This is a genomic window from Pseudomonas sp. MM213, from assembly GCF_020423045.1.
Taxonomy (GTDB): Bacteria; Pseudomonadota; Gammaproteobacteria; order Pseudomonadales; family Pseudomonadaceae; genus Aquipseudomonas; species Aquipseudomonas migulae.
On sequence record NZ_CP081943.1, the window covers coordinates 5,036,562 to 5,053,812 of the forward strand.

Sequence of the window (17,251 nt, forward strand, 5' to 3'; positions counted from 1 at the left end):
TCGACCCCTTACGGAGCGCGCAATGCAGACTTTGTACCCGCAGATCAAACCCCACGCCCGGCACGATCTGGCTGTCGATGAAACCCACACCCTGTATGTAGACGAAAGCGGTTCACCGGAAGGTTTGCCGGTGGTGTTCATCCACGGCGGCCCCGGTGCCGGGTGTGATGCACAGAGTCGCTGCTTTTTTGATCCGAACCTGTATCGCATTGTCACCTTCGACCAGCGCGGTTGTGGTCGATCCACGCCCCACGCCAGCCTGGAAAACAACACCACCTGGGATCTGGTCGCCGACCTTGAGCGGATTCGCCAGCATCTGGGCATCGATAAATGGGTGCTGTTCGGTGGCTCGTGGGGTTCGACCCTGGCGCTGGCCTACGCGCAAACCCATCCGGAGCGTGTGCACGGTCTGATCCTGCGCGGGATTTTTCTCTGCCGTCCGCAGGAAATCGAGTGGTTCTATCAGGCGGGCGCCAGTCGTCTGTTCCCTGATTACTGGCAAGACTACATTGCGCCGATCCCGCTGGATGAGCGCGAAGACTTGCTCGGCGCTTTCCACAAGCGCCTGACCGGCAACGATCAGATCGCCCAGATGCATGCGGCCAAAGCCTGGTCCACCTGGGAAGGGCGGACCGCGACCTTGCGTCCGAACCCGCTGGTGGTCGATCGTTTCTCCGAGCCGCAACGCGCGTTGTCCATCGCGCGCATCGAATGTCACTACTTCACCAACAATGCGTTCCTTGAGCCGAATCAGTTGATCCGCGACATGGGCAAGATCGCCCATCTGCCGGGCGTGATCGTTCACGGTCGCTACGACGTGATTTGCCCGCTGGATAACGCCTGGGAACTGCATCAGAACTGGCCGAACAGTGAACTGCAAGTCATCCGTGATGCCGGGCATGCCGCCTCCGAACCCGGCATTACCGATGCCTTGGTGCGCGCCGCCGATCAGATGGCCCGGCGCCTGCTCGACCTGTCCCCAGCAGAAGCATGAAGGGCCTGTTGCAGCGCGTGCGTGGCGCGCGCGTCGAGGTAGCGGGGGAGGTGGTCGGTGCCGTCGATCAGGGTTTGCTGGTACTGGTGGCGGTCGAGCCCGAGGACACTCGGGCCAGCGCCGACAAACTTCTGCATAAGCTGCTTAACTATCGTGTGTTCAGTGACGCCGAGGGCAAGATGAATCTGTCCCTGGCGGATGTCGGGGGCGGGTTGCTGCTGGTCTCTCAGTTCACCCTGGCCGCCGACACCAAAAACGGGTTGCGCCCGAGTTTTTCAACCGCTGCCCCTCCGGCGCTGGGCGAGGAGCTTTTCGACTATCTATTAGAGAAAGCGAAACAGGTGCATGGCACAGTGGCATCAGGTAGATTCGGCGCGGATATGCAGGTGCACCTGGTCAATGATGGCCCGGTAACCTTCCTGTTACAGACCTGAAAGCGCTTGAAACAAGTTTTTAAGCGCTTTTTCACTGAAAACAGGGGTTTTTCGCGAGAAATACTTTGTTGCGCCTGATGCGTTGTAACGCGGCCTACTAGATAATCGCGCGCTACGGGGATCAGCGTTCGTTGGTCCGTTTTGACTTAGGTAGAGACTTGTCCTGGGCCTGTTGGGGAATCATTTAGCCCCATAGGAGTCGGAACAATGCTCGCCAACTTGGCAAGAGTGGTTTGTAGGGACGGGTTTTTCATCCCGTTTACCTCACAGGCCCTTTAACTGGCCGTTGGTTTTTTGATCTGTTTTCGGCGAGGGTTGCTCGTGATTGTTAGTCCCTGTAATGCACCAAGATTGTCAGCCAAACGGCTACGAAGCGCACTGGTAGCGGGCTCTGCACTGCTCTGCCTGTTCGGCGCCGGCCAGCTTTGGGCATTCAATCTGGATGATGTATCGGTCAAGGCAAAAGAGCTGGCCGGGCAGAAATTCGAAGCCCCGCGCAGTAACCTGCCGAACGAATTCCGTGAGATGAAATTCGCGGACTATCAGAAAATTCGTTTCCTGACCGAAAAAGCCGAATGGGCCGATCAGAAAACCCCGTTCAAGCTTTCGTTCTATCACCAGGGTATGCATTTCGATACGCCGGTGAAAATCAACGAAATCACGGCCAACACCGTCGAAGAGATCAAATACGACCCGTCTCGTTTCGATTTCGGCGACCTGAAATTCGATCCTAAAGCCACCGAACAACTGGGTTATGCCGGTTTCCGTGTGCTGTACCCGATCAACAAGGCCGACAAGCAAGACGAAATCATGACCATGCTCGGCGCGAGTTACTTCCGCGTTGTCGGCAAGGGTCACACGTATGGCTTGTCCGCTCGCGGCCTGGCAATCGATACCGCGTTGCCGTCCGGCGAAGAATTCCCGCGTTTCCGTGAGTTCTGGATTCAACAGCCGAAGCCGGGCGACAAGCACCTGGTGATCTTCGCGCTGCTGGATTCGCCACGCGCCACCGGTGCCTATCGCCTGACCCTGCGTCCGGGCAGCGACACCATTGTCGACGTCAAGGCGCAGATGTTCCTGCGTGACAAGGTCACCAAGCTTGGCGTTGCGCCGCTGACCAGCATGTTCCTGTTCGGCGCCAACCAGCCGTCGAAAGTGCTGAACTACCGCCGCGAACTGCACGATTCCAGCGGCCTGTCGATCCATGCCGGCAACGGCGAGTGGATCTGGCGTCCGCTGAACAACCCGAAACACCTGGCGGTGAGCAACTTCTCGATCGAGAACCCGCGCGGTTTCGGCTTGCTGCAACGTGGCCGTGACTTCAGCCACTACGAAGACCTCGACGACCGCTACGACAAGCGCCCAAGTGCCTGGATCGAGCCAAAAGGCGATTGGGGCAAGGGTTCTGTCGACCTGGTCGAAATTCCGACTGCCGATGAAACCAACGACAACATCGTTGCCTTCTGGAGCCCGGAAAAACTGCCTGAGCCAGGTCAGCCGCTGGAATTCGGCTACCGCCTGCACTGGACCATGGACGAAGCGGCGATTCACGCACCGGACAGCGCCTGGGTCAAACAGACCTTGCGCTCCACCGGCGACGTCAAGCAGTCCAACCTGATTCGTCAGCCGGACGGCAGCGTTGCCTATCTGGTGGATTTCGAAGGCCCGTCCCTGGCAGCGTTGCCGGCCGATTCAGACGTTCGCAGCCAGGTCAGCGTGGGTGATAATGCCGAGCTGGTCGAGAACAGCGTGCGCTACAACCCTGAAACCAAGGGCTGGCGCCTGACCCTGCGCATGAAGATCAAGGATCCGGGCAAGTCCACCGAGATGCGTGCCGCACTGGTGCAGAACATCGTGCCTGCCGATCTGGCCAAGACTTCGATCCCATCGTCCACCTCTTCCGTTGCCAAGGCCGACAAAGTGGCCGCCAAGCAAGCGGAGAAAGCGGACAAGGACGCGAAGGCCGCCGAGGCCAAGCAGGCCGAAGCCAAGCCAGTTGCAGATGCCAAGGACAAGGCGAACAACAAAGACGCCAAGCAGCCTGTCGCTGCCGACGCGGCCCCAGCCACACCGGAATCGGCACCGACTGAAGAAGTCCTGACCGAGACCTGGAGCTATCAGTTGCCTGCCGATGAGTAATTCTCAAGTTCAGCCAGAAACTCTTGCCGAGTATCTGGCGCATCTGCCGATGACCGACGAGCAGCGCGCGGAACTCGCGGGCTGCAAGTCGTTCAGCGAACTTCACGAGCGTCTGTCGTCCTCGACGTTCGATGCACCGGTCGAGGCGGCTCAAGCCTCGGTCGGCCGTCGTTTGACCCTGAGCACCGCTGAAGAGCTGGAAGAAGCGGAAATGCTGGTGCTCGACGCCAGCGGTCGTGTTTGCCTCAAGGCAACCCCGCCGATCCGCCGGACCAAAGTCGTGCCGGAGCCGTGGCGCACCAACATTCTGGTGCGTGGCTGGCGGCGTCTGACCGGTCGCACCAACCCGCCGGCTCCGCCGAAAGACGAGAACGTGCTGCCGGCGGCCCGCTGGCGTACCGTGGGTTCGATCCGCCGTTACATCCTGCTGGTACTGATGCTCGGTCAAACCATCGTTGCCGGCTGGTACATGAAAGGCATCATGCCGTACCAGGGCTGGTCGTTCGTCGACCTCAACGAAGTCCTGCATCAGCCGCTCCTGCAAACCGTCACGCAAGTGCTGCCGTATGCGCTGCAGACCACCATCCTGATCATGTTCGGGATTCTGTTCTGCTGGGTCTCGGCCGGTTTCTGGACCGCACTGATGGGCTTCCTCGAGTTGCTCACCGGTCACGATAAATACCGTATCTCCGGTAAAAGTGCCGGCAACGAGCCGATCCCCAAAGACGCGCGCACCGCACTGGTGATGCCGATCTGCAACGAAGACGTGCCACGGGTATTTGCCGGTCTGCGCGCGACGTTCGAGTCGGTCGCTGCCACAGGTGACCTGGACCGTTTCGACTTCTTCGTCCTCAGCGACAGTAACGATGCCGACATCTGCGTCGCCGAACAGCAGGCCTGGCTGGACGTCTGCCGCGAAGCCAAGGGTTTCGGCAAGATCTTCTATCGCCGCCGTCGCCGTCGCGTAAAACGCAAAAGCGGCAACCTCGACGACTTCTGCCGTCGCTGGGGCGGTGACTACAAGTACATGGTCGTGCTCGACGCTGACTCCGTGATGAGCGGCGAATGCCTGACCAGTCTGGTGCGCCTGATGGAAGCCACGCCGGACGCCGGGATCATCCAGACCGCGCCGCGTGCGTCGGGCATGGACACTCTTTATGCACGCATGCAGCAGTTTGCGACCCGCGTGTACGGTCCGCTGTTCACCGCCGGTCTGCACTTCTGGCAGTTGGGCGAATCGCACTACTGGGGCCACAACGCGATTATCCGCATGAAGCCGTTCATCGAGCACTGCGCCCTGGCGCCGTTGCCCGGTAAAGGCGCGTTCGCCGGCGCGATTCTGTCCCACGACTTCGTTGAAGCCGCGCTGATGCGCCGTGCCGGTTGGGGCGTGTGGATTGCCTACGACTTGCCGGGCAGCTACGAAGAATTGCCGCCGAACCTGCTGGACGAACTCAAGCGTGACCGTCGCTGGTGCCACGGTAACCTGATGAACTTCCGCCTGTTCCTGGTCAAGGGCATGCACCCGGTTCACCGTGCGGTGTTCCTCACCGGCGTGATGTCTTACCTGTCGGCGCCGTTGTGGTTCTTCTTCCTCGTGCTGTCGACGGCGCTGCTGGCGGTCAACACGCTGATGGAGCCGCAGTACTTCCTCGAACCGCGTCAGCTCTACCCGCTGTGGCCACAATGGCACCCGGACAAGGCGATCGCGCTGTTCTCGACCACCATCGTGCTGCTGTTCCTGCCGAAGCTGTTGAGCATCATCCTGATCTGGGCCAAGGGCGCGAAAGAGTTCGGTGGCAAGTTCAAGGTGACCCTGTCGATGCTGCTGGAGATGTTGTTCTCCATGTTGCTGGCGCCGGTGCGGATGATTTTCCACACCCGTTTCGTACTCGCCGCGTTCCTCGGCTGGGCCGCGACCTGGAACTCGCCGCAACGTGACGACGACTCCACGCCATGGAGCGAAGCGGTCAAGCGCCACGGTCCGCAAACGCTGCTGGGCTTCTTCTGGGCCCTGTTGGTGATCTGGCTGAACCCGAGCTTCCTCTGGTGGCTGGTGCCGATCGTCGGTTCGTTGATGCTGTCGATCCCGGTTTCCGTGATCTCCAGCCGTGTCGGCCTGGGCCTGAAGTCCCGTGACGAGAGCCTGTTCCTGATCCCTGAGGAATACAATCCGCCACAGGCGTTGCTGGCGACTGACCAGTACACCCATGAAAACCGTTGGCATGCGCTGAAAGACGGCTTCATCCGGTCGGTGGTTGATCCACAGCAGAACGCCTTGGCGTGCTCGCTGGCGACATCGCGCCACGGTCAGGCCGAGCCAATCGAGTGGCTGCGGATCGAGCGAGTTCGCCATGCATTGAAAGTCGGGCCTGACGGTCTGAACAACAATGAGCGTGTGCAACTGCTGAGCGACCCGGTCGCACTGGCTCGTTTGCATGAGCAGGTCTGGAGCGAAGGTCATCCCGAGTGGCTGGAAGCCTGGCGCAAATCGGTGAAATCCGATCCCCATGCGCCGTTGCTGCCGCTCAAGCCGCTGAGTGCGCAACCGCAGTTGGCATAACAAAGAGAACCCCGCGAAAGCGGGGTTTTTTTTGCCTCATCGTTCCCAAACACTTGTGCAAACGAGCGAGTACGTTAGCATCCGTCCCCGAATTGGTGCGCCCGGATAATTTTTGTCCGTATCGATGCGTTTCCTGAGGGGAGCCGCCGTTTGCGCGCCTCATAACGCACTGGTTTTGGGGACATGAAGATGAAGAAGTATCTCTCGATGCTGCTGGTCGGCGTCACGGCATTGGTTGCAGTCAGCGCGGCGCAGGCCGGTGCCATCGATGACGCGGTCAAGCGCGGCACGCTGAAAGTCGGCATGGACCCGACCTACATGCCTTTCGAAATGACCAACAAGCGCGGCGAGATCATCGGCTTCGAAGTCGACATCCTCAAAGCCATGACCAAGGCCATGGGCGTCAAGCTGGAGCTGGTGTCCACCGGCTACGACGGCATTATCCCGGCCCTGCTCACCGACAAGTTCGACATGATCGGCAGCGGCATGACCCTGACCCAGGAACGCAACCTGCGCCTGAACTTCAGCGAACCGTTCATCGTGGTCGGCCAGACGCTGCTGATTCGCAAAGAGCTGGAAGGCACCATCAAGTCCTACAAAGACCTGAACACCGCCGACTACCGCATCACCTCCAAGCTCGGCACCACCGGCGAGATGGTCGCCAAGAAGCTGATCTCCAAAGCCAAGTACCACGGCTACGACAACGAGCAGGAAGCAGTGCTCGACGTGGTCAACGGCAAGGCTGACGCCTTCATCTACGACGCGCCGTACAACGTCGTGGCGGTGAACAAGGTCGGCAACGGCAAACTGGTGTTCCTCGACAAGCCGTTCACCTACGAGCCGCTGGCCTTTGGTCTGAAGAAGGGTGACTACGACAGCATCAACTTCATCAACAACTTCCTGCACCAGATCCACGAAGACGGCACCTACGATCGCATCCATGACAAGTGGTTCAAAGACACCGCTTGGCTCAAGGATATGGAATAAGGCCCGGTCAGATAGACCGCGTCGCTCCCATTCGCGGGCAAGCCTCGCTCCTACAGGATATGACTTTGTAGGAGCGAGGCTTGCCCGCGAAGGCGGCCTCCCTGGCGACATAGAATCCGGAACCCGCAATGAAACAGAAAAAAGCCCAATGGCCCTGGCACGTGTTGACCGTGCTGGTGCTGATCGGCCTGGCTGGCGCGTTGTATTACGCCACCTCGCTGATGTCCTACGAATGGCGCTGGAACCGCGTCCCGCAGTACTTTGCCTACCACGCCGAAGAGTCCCAGCGCGCCGCCGACATCTCCACCGTCAGCGAACTGGTGCGCAAAGGCGACAAGGCTGAAGTCACGTTGCGCAACGACGCGGGTGACGAGCAGCGCGTGACCGTCGACGACAACAGCCTGCAAGTCGCCCAAGGCGATGATGTGGCCGAAGGCGACGTGATCGGCGTGACTCGCCATTGGGCCGCCGGACCGCTGATGTGGGGGCTCTGGACCACTCTGTGGTTGTCCGTGGTGTCTGGTGTGCTCGGCCTGCTGATCGGCCTCGCCACGGGCTTGTGCCGTCTCTCGAACAATCCGACCCTGCGCGACCTCTCGACGATTTACGTCGAACTGGTGCGCGGTACGCCGCTGCTGGTGCAGATTTTCATTTTCTACTTCTTCATCGGCACCGTGATGAACCTGTCCCGGGAGTTCGCCGGGATCGCTGCGCTGTCGCTGTTCACCGGCGCCTACGTGGCGGAAATCATCCGCTCCGGCGTGCAATCCATCGCCCGTGGCCAGAACGAAGCTGCGCGTTCCCTGGGCTTGAGCGCGGGTCAGTCGATGCGCCACGTGGTGCTGCCGCAAGCGTTCAAGCGCGTGCTGCCGCCGCTCGCCGGGCAGTTCATCAGCCTGGTCAAAGACACCTCGCTGGTGTCGGTGATTGCGATTACCGAGCTGTTGAAAAGCGGTCGCGAAGTTATCACTACTTCGTTTTCGCCATTCGAAATCCTGTTCTGCGTGGCTGGCCTGTACTTGTTGATCAACCTGCCGCTGTCGAAAATCGCCAGCCGGCTTGAGCGGAGGCTCGCGCAAAGTGATTGAAGTCCGCGATCTGGTAAAAGTCTTCGACACCCGTGGCCACGTGGTGCGCGCGGTGGACAACGTCTCCACCCAAGTGGCGAAGGGCGAAGTATTGGTGGTGATCGGTCCGTCCGGCTCCGGCAAATCGACCTTCCTGCGCTGCCTCAATGGCCTGGAAGAGTTCGATTCGGGCTCGGTGAGTATCGACGGCCTGCAACTGGCCGATCCGAAAACCGACGTGAATGCCTACCGCCGCGAAGTCGGCATGGTGTTCCAGCATTTCAACCTGTTCCCGCACATGACCGTGCTGGAAAACCTCTGCCTCGCCCAGAAAGTCGTGCGCAAACGCGGCAAGAAGGAGCGTGAAGCCAAGGCCTTGGCATTGCTGGAAAAGGTTGGCATTGCGCAGAAGGCCAACGAGTTTCCGTCACGCCTGTCCGGCGGTCAGCAGCAGCGCGTGGCGATTGCACGGGCGCTGGCCATGGAGCCCAAGGTCATGCTGTTTGATGAGCCGACTTCGGCGCTCGATCCGGAAATGGTCGGTGAAGTGCTGGATGTGATGAAAACCCTGGCCGTGGAAGGCATGACCATGGTCTGCGTAACCCACGAAATGGGCTTTGCGCGGGAAGTGGCGGATCGGGTGCTGTTTTTCGATCACGGCAAATTGCTGGAAGACGCCTCGCCAGCCGAGTTCTTCGATGCGCCGAAGGATCCGCGGGCGCAGGCCTTCCTTCGTCAGGTCCTTTAAAAGCAGCGGCCTTGGGGCCGCTAATCGCTAGCAGGCTAGCTCCCACAGTGGATTTGTGGTGTTCACACCAAACCCTGTGGGAGCCAGCCTGCTGGCGATTGCATCACCTCGGTCCATAGTGAACCGAGGCAAATGAATCACCTCAAACCTTGAACCGCCCCACCAGCATCTGCAAATGCGTCCCCAGCCGCGCCAGCTCAACGCTGGACGCCGCGGTTTCTTCACTGGCTGCCGAGGTCTGCTCGGACACATCGCGCACGTTCAGCACGCTGCGATTGATCTCTTCCGCCACCGCGCTTTGCTGTTCGGCAGCGGCGGCAATCTGCTGGTTCATCGACTGAATCGCCGACACGGTGCGGGTGATGCTTTCCAGCGAGCCACCGGCGCGGCGGGTCAGTTCGACGCTGCTGTCGGTCAGGGTGCGGCTGTTGTCCATGATGGTCGCGACTTGCTGGGTGCCGCTCTGCAGGCCGACGATCAGCTCTTCGATTTCTTCGGTGGACTTCTGGGTACGCTGCGCCAGGCTGCGGACTTCGTCGGCGACCACCGCAAAACCACGTCCGGCTTCACCGGCGCGAGCGGCTTCAATGGCCGCGTTGAGCGCCAGCAGGTTGGTTTGCTGAGCCACGGATTTGATCACGTCGAGCACACTGCCGATCTTGTCGCTTTCGCGTTTGAGATGCCCCATGGCGTCGGTGGAGTTGCCGACTTCCTTGGCCAGGCGTTCGATTTGAGCGATCGCTTCGCCTACCACCTTGTCGCCTTCGCGGGCCTGCTGATCGGCGGCGAGCGCGGCTTCGGAGGCTTCTTCGGCGTTACGTGCGACTTCCTGCACCGTGGCGGTCATTTCGTTCATCGCGGTCGCCACCTGGTCGGTCTCGACCTTCTGGCTGTTGACGCCGGCGCTGGTCTGCTCGGTGACTGCGGACAGTTCTTCAGCAGCACTGGCGATTTGCGTGACGCCATCGCTGATGCCGCCGATCAATTCACGCAGGCCCAGGGTCATGCTTTGCATCGCCCGCTGGAGCTGACCGAGTTCGTCCTGACGCTCGGACACGAGGTTCTGGGTCAGGTCGCCGGCGGCGATGCGCTCGGCCACTTTCAGTGTCTGGCCCAGCGGAACGACGATCTGCCGGGTGATGGCCCATGCCGCGAACAGGCCGAAGACCAACGCCAGGGCGGTGGCCAGTAACAGCATGTTCTTGGCGTGCGCGGCGTCAGTGTCACGGATGACGGTTTGCGAGGCGGTGAGCTTTTTGCTGACGTCTAACAGGATGTTGCCCTGATCGGCCATGCGTTTCAGCGCGGCGGCGCTGGCGACCTGGGAGTCACGGAACTGGCTGACGGCGGCGCGGTAGGCTTTGAGTGAATCGCTGGCCTGTTGCAGGTTGGCGATGTGCTGTTCCGGCAATCTGGACGGCAGGCTTTCGAGGTTTTTCAGCGCATTGTCGATGGCGTCCAGCGCCGGTTGTTCGGCTTCGGTCTTGCCGCTGTAGGTATAGCCGCGCACCTGGAAGCGAGCTTGCTGGATCAGTTTGCTCAGGTCGATAACGCTGTTGAAATCGGCGACGCTGTCGCCTTGCAGCAAGGATTTCTCGACTTCACCCACGCGCGCCACGGCGTTATCGGCCGTGGCGCCGAGTTTGCTGCGAGCATCTTCGCGGTTGGCGCCGGCCTGGGTCATGGCGGCGAAGGCTTGTTTGTACTCGCTGACTGCGGCCAGTTGCTGATCGACCATGGCTGCGTCGGCAGGTTGCTCGATCAGTGTGCGGGCGGTTTTCAAACCGGTGTCGAGTTGGCCGAGCAGGTCGTTGACGGCGCCCGGGCCTTGTTCGCCACGACGCATTTCGTAGTCCAGACGGGCCAGGCGCAGGTCTTTGGTCAGTTCATTGAGGCTGGCAATAAACCCAAGCTTGTCGCCGCGATTCACCACGTCACTCAGGCCGGTCCAGCCCGTGACGGTGATCAACAATGTCAGCAGCAGCACCAGACCGAAGCCGACACCCAGTTTGCGATTGACGCTGACGTTCCCCAGTTTCTCGGCTAGCCATCGGTACATGCTGCAACTCCCACGGACCACAAGTTGGTTTTATGGGAACTGTATCGGCAGGCGGTCAGGATTCTGTAGGAGCGTAATGGCTAGAAGAGGCGGGCGAGCAGCGCGGTGACGGCGGTCTCGACGCGCAGGATGCGCTCGCCGAGCTGCACCGGTTGCAGGCCGGACTTGGCCAGCAGGTCGATTTCGTAGGGGATCCAGCCGCCTTCCGGGCCGATGGCCAACGTGACAGGCTCGTCGAGGCCGCGGGGGCAGGGCGGGTAGTTGCCCGGATGGCCGACCAGGCCGAGGGTGCCTTCGGCAATCGCTGGCAGTCGGTCTTCGACAAACGGCTTGAAGCGCTTCTCGATGACAATTTCAGGCAGCACGCTGTCCCGAGCCTGTTCGAGGCCGAGGATCAGTTGCTCGCGAATCGCTTCCGGCTCCAGGAACGGGGTCTGCCAGAAGCTTTTCTCGACGCGATAGCTGTTCACCAGCACGATCCGTGGCACACCCATGGCCGCCACGGTCTGAAACACCCGACGCAGCATTTTGGGACGTGGCAGGGCCAGCACCAGGGTCAGCGGCAGCTTGGCCGGTGGCGGTTGGTCGAGGGTGACGCGCAGTTCGGCTTCATCGGCGTCCAGGCGCAGCACTTCGGCCGAACCCATCAGGCCGCCGATACGCCCGACGCGCATGCTGTCACCCACTTCACAGCGGTGGACTTCCTGCATGTGCGTCAACCGCCGATCACGCAGGATCACCCGGTCGGCCGCAATGAAATCGGCCTCTTCGAGGAGCAGCAGGTTCACGCTTGGGTCGCTGGCGGCTGGTCGTTGTGATCGTCAACCGGTTGGTCGTCCGGATGGTCGCCGCGCTTGCTGATCAGGCCGCCGAACAGGATGCCGATTTCAAACAGCAGCCACATCGGTACGGCCAGCAGCGTCTGCGAGAAGATGTCCGGCGGCGTCAGGATCATGCCGACCACGAAGCAGCCGATGATCACGTACGGGCGGATTTTCTTCAGGTATTTGACGTCGACCACGCCGATCCACACCAGCAGCACCACGGCCACCGGAATTTCGAACGCCACGCCGAAGGCGAAGAACAGCGTCATGACGAAATCGAGGTAGCTGCTGATGTCGGTCATCATCTCCACGCCGGCCGGGGTGGCGGCGGCGAAGAATTTGAAGATCAGCGGGAATACCAGGTAATAGGCGAATGCCATGCCGGCGTAGAACAGCATGATGCTCGATACCAGCAACGGCACCGCGATGCGTTTTTCATGCTTGTACAGGCCCGGCGCAATGAAACCCCAGATCTGATGCAGGATCACCGGGATCGCCAGGAACAGCGACACCATCATGGTCAGCTTCAGTGGCGTCAGGAACGGCGACGACACGTCGGTGGCGATCATCGTCGCGCCCACTGGCAGATACTGGCGCAGCGGCGTGGAGACGAAGGTGTAGATCTGCTGGGTGAACGCAAACAACCCGGCGAAGATGATGAAGATCGCCGCTACGCAGCGCAGCAGACGGGTGCGCAACTCGGTGAGGTGCGAAACCAGCGGCATGTGCTGGTCGTTTTCTGGGAGATCGCTCATGAGGCTCGCGGCGGCAAAGTGGTGTCGTGAGGAGCCGGCGTTGTCGGCGCGGCGGCAGGAGCAACGGGTTCTACGTGCGCCACGACCGGCGCCGCTTCAACCGCTTCCACCGCTTTCACGGTTTCCGTCGGCGCAGCAGCAGGCGCGGATTCTGTCGTCGATGCATGGATCGTCTGCTCCGCCACCGGCTGAACCGGAGTGGCTTCCTGCTGGGTCGGCGTGAAAATCTTCCGCGCCTCCTGTTCCAGCGACAGAATGTGCTCGTTGTGCAGTTGCCGACGAATCTCGTCGGCACCGATTTCACGCTCAACTTCCTGTTTGATCGCATTGAAGCTGCGCTTCAGGCGACCGACCCACAGGCCGGCGGTGCGCGCAGCACCCGGCAGACGCTCGGGGCCCAGCACCAGCAGGGCCACGAGGCCGACGAGCAGCAGTTCAGAGAAGCTGATACCAAACATTAGTCAGTGCTCACACGTCTTTGCGGATCGGCTCTTCGACTTTTTGCGCCTGCACGTCGATGGTGTGCGGCTGGTTCACGGACTGGGTGGTCTGTGGCTGAACAGGCGGAACCGGTTGGGCCGCTGCCGGGTCGGCCGGTTTTTCGTCGTCGTTCATGGCTTTCTTGAAGCCCTTGATCGATTCGCCGACGTCAGTGCCGAGGTTTTTCAGTTTCTTGGTGCCGAACACCAGCACGACAACAACCAGGATGACGATCCAGTGTTTCCAGTCAAAAATGCCCATGTTGCTGCTCCTCTCTAATAGTTGTTCAGGCGGACGGGCGCGAGGCTTTCTCTGCGTGTCCGGACAGACCGAAACGACGGTCCAGTTCATCGAGTACAGCTTGTGGATGCTGCCCCAGTTGGGCGAGCATGACCATGCTGTGGAACCACAAATCGGCGGTCTCGTAGATCACATCGCTGCAGTCGCCGCTGATGGCGGCATCCTTGGCGGCAATGATGGTTTCGACCGACTCTTCGCCGACTTTTTCCAGAATCTTGTTCAAGCCCTTGTGGTACAGGCTGGCGACGTACGAGCTGTCGGCGGCGGCGCCTTTGCGCGCTTCCAGTACCTCGGCCAGTCGGGTCAGAGTGTCACTCATGTGTGTGTCCTGCGGAATAGATGGCGTGCGGGTCTTTGAGAACCGGGTCGACGGTTTTCCAGTCGCCGTTCTCGAAGACGCGATAGAAGCAGCTCTGCCGACCGGTATGGCAGGCGATGTCGCCGATCTGCTCGACCATCAGGATGATCACGTCGGCGTCACAGTCCAGGCGCATCTCATGCAAGGTCTGCACGTGGCCGGACTCTTCGCCCTTGCGCCACAACTTGCCACGGGAACGTGACCAGTAGATGGCGCGGTTTTCGGCAGCGGTCAGTTCCAGCGCTTCGCGGTTCATCCAGGCCATCATCAGGACGCGCCCGGTCTTGTGATCCTGGGCGATTGCCGGCACCAGGCCGTCGGCGTCCCACTTGATCTCGTCCAGCCAGTTTTTCATCTTCGACTCCGACAGCGGGCTCCGCACTACATGAGCAGAGTCCAACGTTCAAACAGTGTGCCAGTGGATCACACAACTGGCTATCGGCGAACGACCAGATACAAGCCGACGGCCATCATGATTCCTGCCGGCCAGTAGGCCAGTTCGTTCAACGGCCCGCCCATGGCCAGTATTGCGCCGCCGGCCAGGTGCGCGGTGCCGAGCAGGCGCAGGAACCAGTCGTCCCGGCGTCGATGCCACGATGGCGGCGGGTCGTAAGCGTGGGGCTGCGACATGCGTTCGAGCAGGTCGCGCGCCATGTTGGCCAGGTGCGGCAGTTGTTCGAACTGGTTCTGCACGTTGCCGAGCAAGGCTTTGGGGCTGACGCGCTCGCGCATCCAGCGTTCGAGGAACGGCTGGGCGGTGTTCCACAGATCGAGGTCCGGGTACAGCTGACGGCCCAGGCCTTCGATGTTCAACAGGGTTTTTTGCAGCAAAACGAGTTGTGGCTGCACTTCCATGTTGAAGCGTCGAGCGGTCTGGAACAGGCGCATCAGCACCTGACCGAAGGAAATATCTTTTAACGGTTTTTCGAAGATAGGCTCGCAAACGGTACGGATCGCCGCTTCGAATTCGTTGAGTTTGGTTTCCGCCGGTACCCAGCCCGAGTCGATGTGCAGTTGCGCCACACGCCGGTAATCGCGTTTGAAGAACGCGAACAGGTTGCGCGCCAGGTAATCCTGGTCTTCGGGGGTCAGGCTGCCGACGATGCCGCAGTCGATCGCAATGTACTGCGGGCTCCACGGGTTGACGGTGCTGACGAAGATGTTGCCCGGGTGCATGTCGGCGTGGAAGAAACTGTCGCGGAACACCTGGGTGAAAAAGATCTCGACGCCGCGCTCGGCGAGCATTTTCATGTCGGTGCGCTGGTCGGCCAGGGTCGCGAGGTCGGTGACCTGAATGCCGTAGATGCGCTCCATTACCAGCACTTTCGGCCGGCACCAGTCCCAATAGACTTGTGGCACGTACAGCAGCGGCGAACCGTCGAAATTACGCTTCAACTGGCTGGCGTTGGCCGCCTCGCGCAACAGGTCGAGTTCGTCGTAGATGGTTTTTTCGTAGTCGCTGACCACGTCCACCGGGTGCAGCAGACGCGCGTCGGCGGAGAGTTTTTCCGCTGAGCGGGCGAGGATGAACAGCCACGCCAGGTCTTGCGCGATGATTGGTTTCAGGCCGGGGCGGATGACTTTGACGACGACCTCTTCACCGGTTTTCAACTGCGCGGCGTGCACCTGCGCCACCGAAGCCGAGGCCAGCGGTTCGACGTCGAAACGGCTGAACACTTCACTGATCTTTTTGCCGAGCTGTTCTTCGATCAGCTTGACCGACACTTGCGAATCGAACGGCGGCACGCGGTCCTGCAGCTTCATCAGCTCATCGGCGATGTCTTCCGGCAGCAGGTCGCGGCGGGTGGACAGGATCTGCCCAAACTTGATGAAGATCGGCCCCAGGTCCTGCAGCGCCAGGCGCAATCGCGCGCCACGGCTCAGGTCCAGCGGCTTTCGCGGGAACCAGCGCCACGGCAAGGCGTAGCGCAGCGCCAGCAGAAACCACGGCAGCGGCAGGGCGAACAGCAGGTCATCGAGGCGGTAGCGAATCACAACGCGCTGGATGCGCAACAAACGGCGGACGGCAAGCAGCTTCATGCGTTATCGCTTGGGTCGAGGGATCGGGAAAGGCGCTCGAAACGCGCCTCGAGACGTTCCAGATCGAGTTTGATCTGGTCCAGTTCACTGAATCGGGCTTCGGCTTCGCGCTGACCGACGAGGGTGCGCGATTCTTCGGCCAGGTATTCGCCCAGGTTCTGACCCAGGCTGGCAAATCCTTGCTGATACCAGCGTGCGCGACTGCGCAGGTGACCGCCGACCAGTTGCGTGGCCACAGGTCCCAGCCAGCGCGAAAGTTCGTATTCCCAGTCCAGTTCCAGGTCCTGGAGGATCGCGGCCAGTTCCAGCAGCACGCCGCTGTCGCCGTCGAGTTCGACTTCAGGGGCATGCAAAACGGAGGTCTTGTCCTTGCTCATCGCCAGTTTCAACAGGCTGGAAGCCGGTGCACGCAAGGTGCAGTCGGCACCGGTTTCCCAGTGGGTCGCCAACATCAAGCCTTCGTCGCTGGGCAGGATGAACAGTTGCAGTGCCGGGCTGCGGCAATCGACGGCAATCACCCGGCCGCTCAAATGCGCCAGCCGCGGCAGCGCCGTGCTGTCGAGACGCAGCACCCGGTTCAGGCCGAGTTCAACGCTGGCGAGCAGACCGGCCAGCAACATCAGGGTTTGATGCCACGGTGCAGGGCCACGATGCCTGCGGTCATGTTGTGGTAGGTCACGCGGTCGAAACCGGCCTCGACCATCATCGACTTCAGGGTTTCCTGGTTCGGGTGCATGCGGATCGATTCGGCCAGGTAGCGATAGCTTTCCGAGTCGTTGGTGATCAGCTTGCCCATCAGCGGCATGAAGGCGAACGAGTAGGCGTCGTAGGCTTTGGACATCAGCGCGTTGGTCGGCTTGGAGAACTCCAGCACCAGCAAACGGCCGCCCGGCTTGAGTACGCGCAGCATCGAGCGCAGTGCGTCTTCTTTATGCGTCACGTTGCGCAGGCCGAATGCGATGGTCACGCAGTCGAAATGGTTGTCCGGGAACGGCAGCTTTTCAGCGTCGGCCTGAACGAACTCGACGTTGCCGGCCACACCCAGGTCCAGCAGACGGTCACGACCGACCTTGAGCATGGATTCGTTGATGTCGGCCAACACCACCTGGCCGGTCGGGCCAACGAGGTGCGAGAATTTTTTGGTCAGGTCGCCGGTGCCGCCGGCAATGTCCAGCACGCGGTTGCCGGTGCGAACGCCCGACAGCTCGATCGCAAATCGCTTCCACAAACGGTGCATGCCGCCCGACAGGAGGTCGTTCATCAAGTCGTACTTGGCGGCTACCGAGTGGAAAACCTCAGCGACTTTTTCCGCTTTTTGGCTTTCCGGAACGTTTTTGAAACCGAAGTGCGTGGTGGGTTCGGCATCGCTGCCTTTGCGCTGATCAGTCATATCGCTGTCACCAGAAGAGAATGCGGGACATTCTAATCCCGGTGGCCTGCTTTGTCTTGGCAAGGCTGAAGGTAAGATGTAGAACCGCCGGGACGTTTTGCCGCAGGCGCGGT

The 17,251-nt window shown here is 60.8% G+C and carries 17 protein-coding genes and 1 pseudogene; 7 read left to right on the forward strand and 11 right to left on the reverse strand.

Going from position 1 to position 17,251, the window contains the following annotated elements; genetic code table 11:
• The first annotated feature begins 22 nt into the window (after positions 1 to 22).
• The 7 genes from pip (at position 23) to K5R88_RS23065 (ending at position 8,932) form a co-directional block, all read left to right on the forward strand.
• Entirely contained in the window at positions 23 to 994 is a 972-nt protein-coding gene (pip, locus tag K5R88_RS23035) for a prolyl aminopeptidase (RefSeq protein WP_008025251.1), read from the forward strand.
• On the forward strand, positions 991 to 1,428 hold the full coding sequence (gene dtd / locus K5R88_RS23040) for a D-aminoacyl-tRNA deacylase (protein ID WP_008025248.1): 438 nt from the start codon (positions 991 to 993) through the stop codon (positions 1,426 to 1,428). Before pip ends, dtd begins: the two co-directional genes overlap by 4 nt.
• Positions 1,429 to 1,749: 321 nt before the next feature.
• A complete protein-coding gene (locus tag K5R88_RS23045; RefSeq protein WP_008041899.1) occupies positions 1,750 to 3,567 on the forward strand; it encodes a glucan biosynthesis protein G in 1,818 nt (605 codons plus the stop codon).
• Positions 3,560 to 6,130: a glucans biosynthesis glucosyltransferase MdoH gene (gene mdoH, locus K5R88_RS23050; protein ID WP_032832668.1), complete on the forward strand. Its 2,571-nt coding sequence runs from the start codon at positions 3,560 to 3,562 to the stop codon at positions 6,128 to 6,130. Before K5R88_RS23045 ends, mdoH begins: the two co-directional genes overlap by 8 nt.
• Before the next feature lie 189 nt (positions 6,131 to 6,319).
• Positions 6,320 to 7,117 carry a transporter substrate-binding domain-containing protein gene (locus tag K5R88_RS23055; protein WP_008025244.1) on the forward strand — a complete coding sequence of 266 codons (798 nt, stop codon included), beginning with the start codon at positions 6,320 to 6,322 and terminating at the stop codon, positions 7,115 to 7,117.
• 128 nt (positions 7,118 to 7,245) lie between these two features.
• On the forward strand, positions 7,246 to 8,205 hold the full coding sequence (locus tag K5R88_RS23060; protein ID WP_008025242.1) for an amino acid ABC transporter permease: 960 nt from the start codon (positions 7,246 to 7,248) through the stop codon (positions 8,203 to 8,205).
• On the forward strand, positions 8,198 to 8,932 hold the full coding sequence (locus K5R88_RS23065; protein ID WP_008025241.1) for an amino acid ABC transporter ATP-binding protein: 735 nt from the start codon (positions 8,198 to 8,200) through the stop codon (positions 8,930 to 8,932). Before K5R88_RS23060 ends, K5R88_RS23065 begins: the two co-directional genes overlap by 8 nt.
• Before the next feature lie 142 nt (positions 8,933 to 9,074).
• Here the strand turns inward: K5R88_RS23065 and K5R88_RS31055 are convergent, their stop codons facing one another.
• The 11 genes and pseudogenes from K5R88_RS31055 to ubiE all read right to left on the reverse strand — a co-directional run bounded on the left by K5R88_RS31055 (position 9,075) and on the right by ubiE (position 17,138).
• Positions 9,075 to 9,947, reverse strand: a complete 873-nt coding sequence (locus K5R88_RS31055) for a methyl-accepting chemotaxis protein (protein WP_404943240.1) — start codon at positions 9,945 to 9,947, stop codon at positions 9,075 to 9,077.
• Between the two features lie 33 nt (positions 9,948 to 9,980).
• Positions 9,981 to 10,991: pseudogene (locus K5R88_RS31060) on the reverse strand (methyl-accepting chemotaxis protein); the annotation flags it as partial.
• A gap of 80 nt (positions 10,992 to 11,071) precedes the next feature.
• Positions 11,072 to 11,779: a 16S rRNA (uracil(1498)-N(3))-methyltransferase gene (locus K5R88_RS23075; protein WP_223452997.1), complete on the reverse strand. Its 708-nt coding sequence runs from the start codon at positions 11,777 to 11,779 to the stop codon at positions 11,072 to 11,074.
• Positions 11,776 to 12,570 (reverse strand): twin-arginine translocase subunit TatC, encoded by a 795-nt coding sequence (gene tatC / locus K5R88_RS23080; protein ID WP_008025235.1) that lies wholly within the window; start codon positions 12,568 to 12,570, stop codon positions 11,776 to 11,778. The genes K5R88_RS23075 and tatC overlap by 4 nt, the downstream gene beginning before the upstream one ends.
• Positions 12,567 to 13,028, reverse strand: a complete 462-nt coding sequence (tatB, locus tag K5R88_RS23085; protein WP_226298419.1) for a Sec-independent protein translocase protein TatB — start codon at positions 13,026 to 13,028, stop codon at positions 12,567 to 12,569. Before tatB ends, tatC begins: the two co-directional genes overlap by 4 nt.
• A 10-nt stretch (positions 13,029 to 13,038) precedes the next feature.
• A complete protein-coding gene (locus K5R88_RS23090; RefSeq protein WP_008025233.1) occupies positions 13,039 to 13,311 on the reverse strand; it encodes a twin-arginine translocase TatA/TatE family subunit in 273 nt (90 codons plus the stop codon).
• Positions 13,312 to 13,336: 25 nt separating this feature from the next.
• Positions 13,337 to 13,669 carry a phosphoribosyl-ATP diphosphatase gene (locus K5R88_RS23095; protein ID WP_008025232.1) on the reverse strand — a complete coding sequence of 111 codons (333 nt, stop codon included), beginning with the start codon at positions 13,667 to 13,669 and terminating at the stop codon, positions 13,337 to 13,339.
• Positions 13,662 to 14,063: a phosphoribosyl-AMP cyclohydrolase gene (hisI, locus tag K5R88_RS23100; RefSeq protein ID WP_007899278.1), complete on the reverse strand. Its 402-nt coding sequence runs from the start codon at positions 14,061 to 14,063 to the stop codon at positions 13,662 to 13,664. The genes K5R88_RS23095 and hisI overlap by 8 nt, the downstream gene beginning before the upstream one ends.
• A gap of 80 nt (positions 14,064 to 14,143) precedes the next feature.
• On the reverse strand, positions 14,144 to 15,748 hold the full coding sequence (gene ubiB / locus K5R88_RS23105; RefSeq protein WP_226298420.1) for a ubiquinone biosynthesis regulatory protein kinase UbiB: 1,605 nt from the start codon (positions 15,746 to 15,748) through the stop codon (positions 14,144 to 14,146).
• A complete protein-coding gene (locus tag K5R88_RS23110; protein WP_223436716.1) occupies positions 15,745 to 16,368 on the reverse strand; it encodes a ubiquinone biosynthesis accessory factor UbiJ in 624 nt (207 codons plus the stop codon). The genes ubiB and K5R88_RS23110 overlap by 4 nt, the downstream gene beginning before the upstream one ends.
• Positions 16,368 to 17,138, reverse strand: a complete 771-nt coding sequence (ubiE, locus tag K5R88_RS23115; RefSeq protein ID WP_007948968.1) for a bifunctional demethylmenaquinone methyltransferase/2-methoxy-6-polyprenyl-1,4-benzoquinol methylase UbiE — start codon at positions 17,136 to 17,138, stop codon at positions 16,368 to 16,370. The genes K5R88_RS23110 and ubiE overlap by 1 nt, the downstream gene beginning before the upstream one ends.
• Positions 17,139 to 17,251 lie beyond the last annotated feature (113 nt).

What these genes read in the sequence shown, in the direction of transcription:
- mdoH (WP_032832668.1), top strand. Translation starts at nt 3,560, where the DNA reads ATGAGTAATTCTCAAGTTCAGCCAGAAACTCTTGCCGAGTATCTGGCG.
- pip (WP_008025251.1), top strand. Translation starts at nt 23, where the DNA reads ATGCAGACTTTGTACCCGCAGATCAAACCCCACGCCCGGCACGATCTG.
- tatB (WP_226298419.1), bottom strand. Translation starts at nt 13,028, where the DNA reads ATGTTTGGTATCAGCTTCTCTGAACTGCTGCTCGTCGGCCTCGTGGCC.
- hisI (WP_007899278.1), bottom strand. Translation starts at nt 14,063, where the DNA reads ATGAAAAACTGGCTGGACGAGATCAAGTGGGACGCCGACGGCCTGGTG.
- tatC (WP_008025235.1), bottom strand. Translation starts at nt 12,570, where the DNA reads ATGAGCGATCTCCCAGAAAACGACCAGCACATGCCGCTGGTTTCGCAC.
- K5R88_RS23110 (WP_223436716.1), bottom strand. Translation starts at nt 16,368, where the DNA reads ATGTTGCTGGCCGGTCTGCTCGCCAGCGTTGAACTCGGCCTGAACCGG.
- ubiE (WP_007948968.1), bottom strand. Translation starts at nt 17,138, where the DNA reads ATGACTGATCAGCGCAAAGGCAGCGATGCCGAACCCACCACGCACTTC.
- K5R88_RS23055 (WP_008025244.1), top strand. Translation starts at nt 6,320, where the DNA reads ATGAAGAAGTATCTCTCGATGCTGCTGGTCGGCGTCACGGCATTGGTT.
- K5R88_RS23060 (WP_008025242.1), top strand. Translation starts at nt 7,246, where the DNA reads ATGAAACAGAAAAAAGCCCAATGGCCCTGGCACGTGTTGACCGTGCTG.
- K5R88_RS23095 (WP_008025232.1), bottom strand. Translation starts at nt 13,669, where the DNA reads ATGAGTGACACTCTGACCCGACTGGCCGAGGTACTGGAAGCGCGCAAA.
- dtd (WP_008025248.1), top strand. Translation starts at nt 991, where the DNA reads ATGAAGGGCCTGTTGCAGCGCGTGCGTGGCGCGCGCGTCGAGGTAGCG.
- ubiB (WP_226298420.1), bottom strand. Translation starts at nt 15,748, where the DNA reads ATGAAGCTGCTTGCCGTCCGCCGTTTGTTGCGCATCCAGCGCGTTGTG.
- K5R88_RS31055 (WP_404943240.1), bottom strand. Translation starts at nt 9,947, where the DNA reads ATGCAAAGCATGACCCTGGGCCTGCGTGAATTGATCGGCGGCATCAGC.
- K5R88_RS23090 (WP_008025233.1), bottom strand. Translation starts at nt 13,311, where the DNA reads ATGGGCATTTTTGACTGGAAACACTGGATCGTCATCCTGGTTGTTGTC.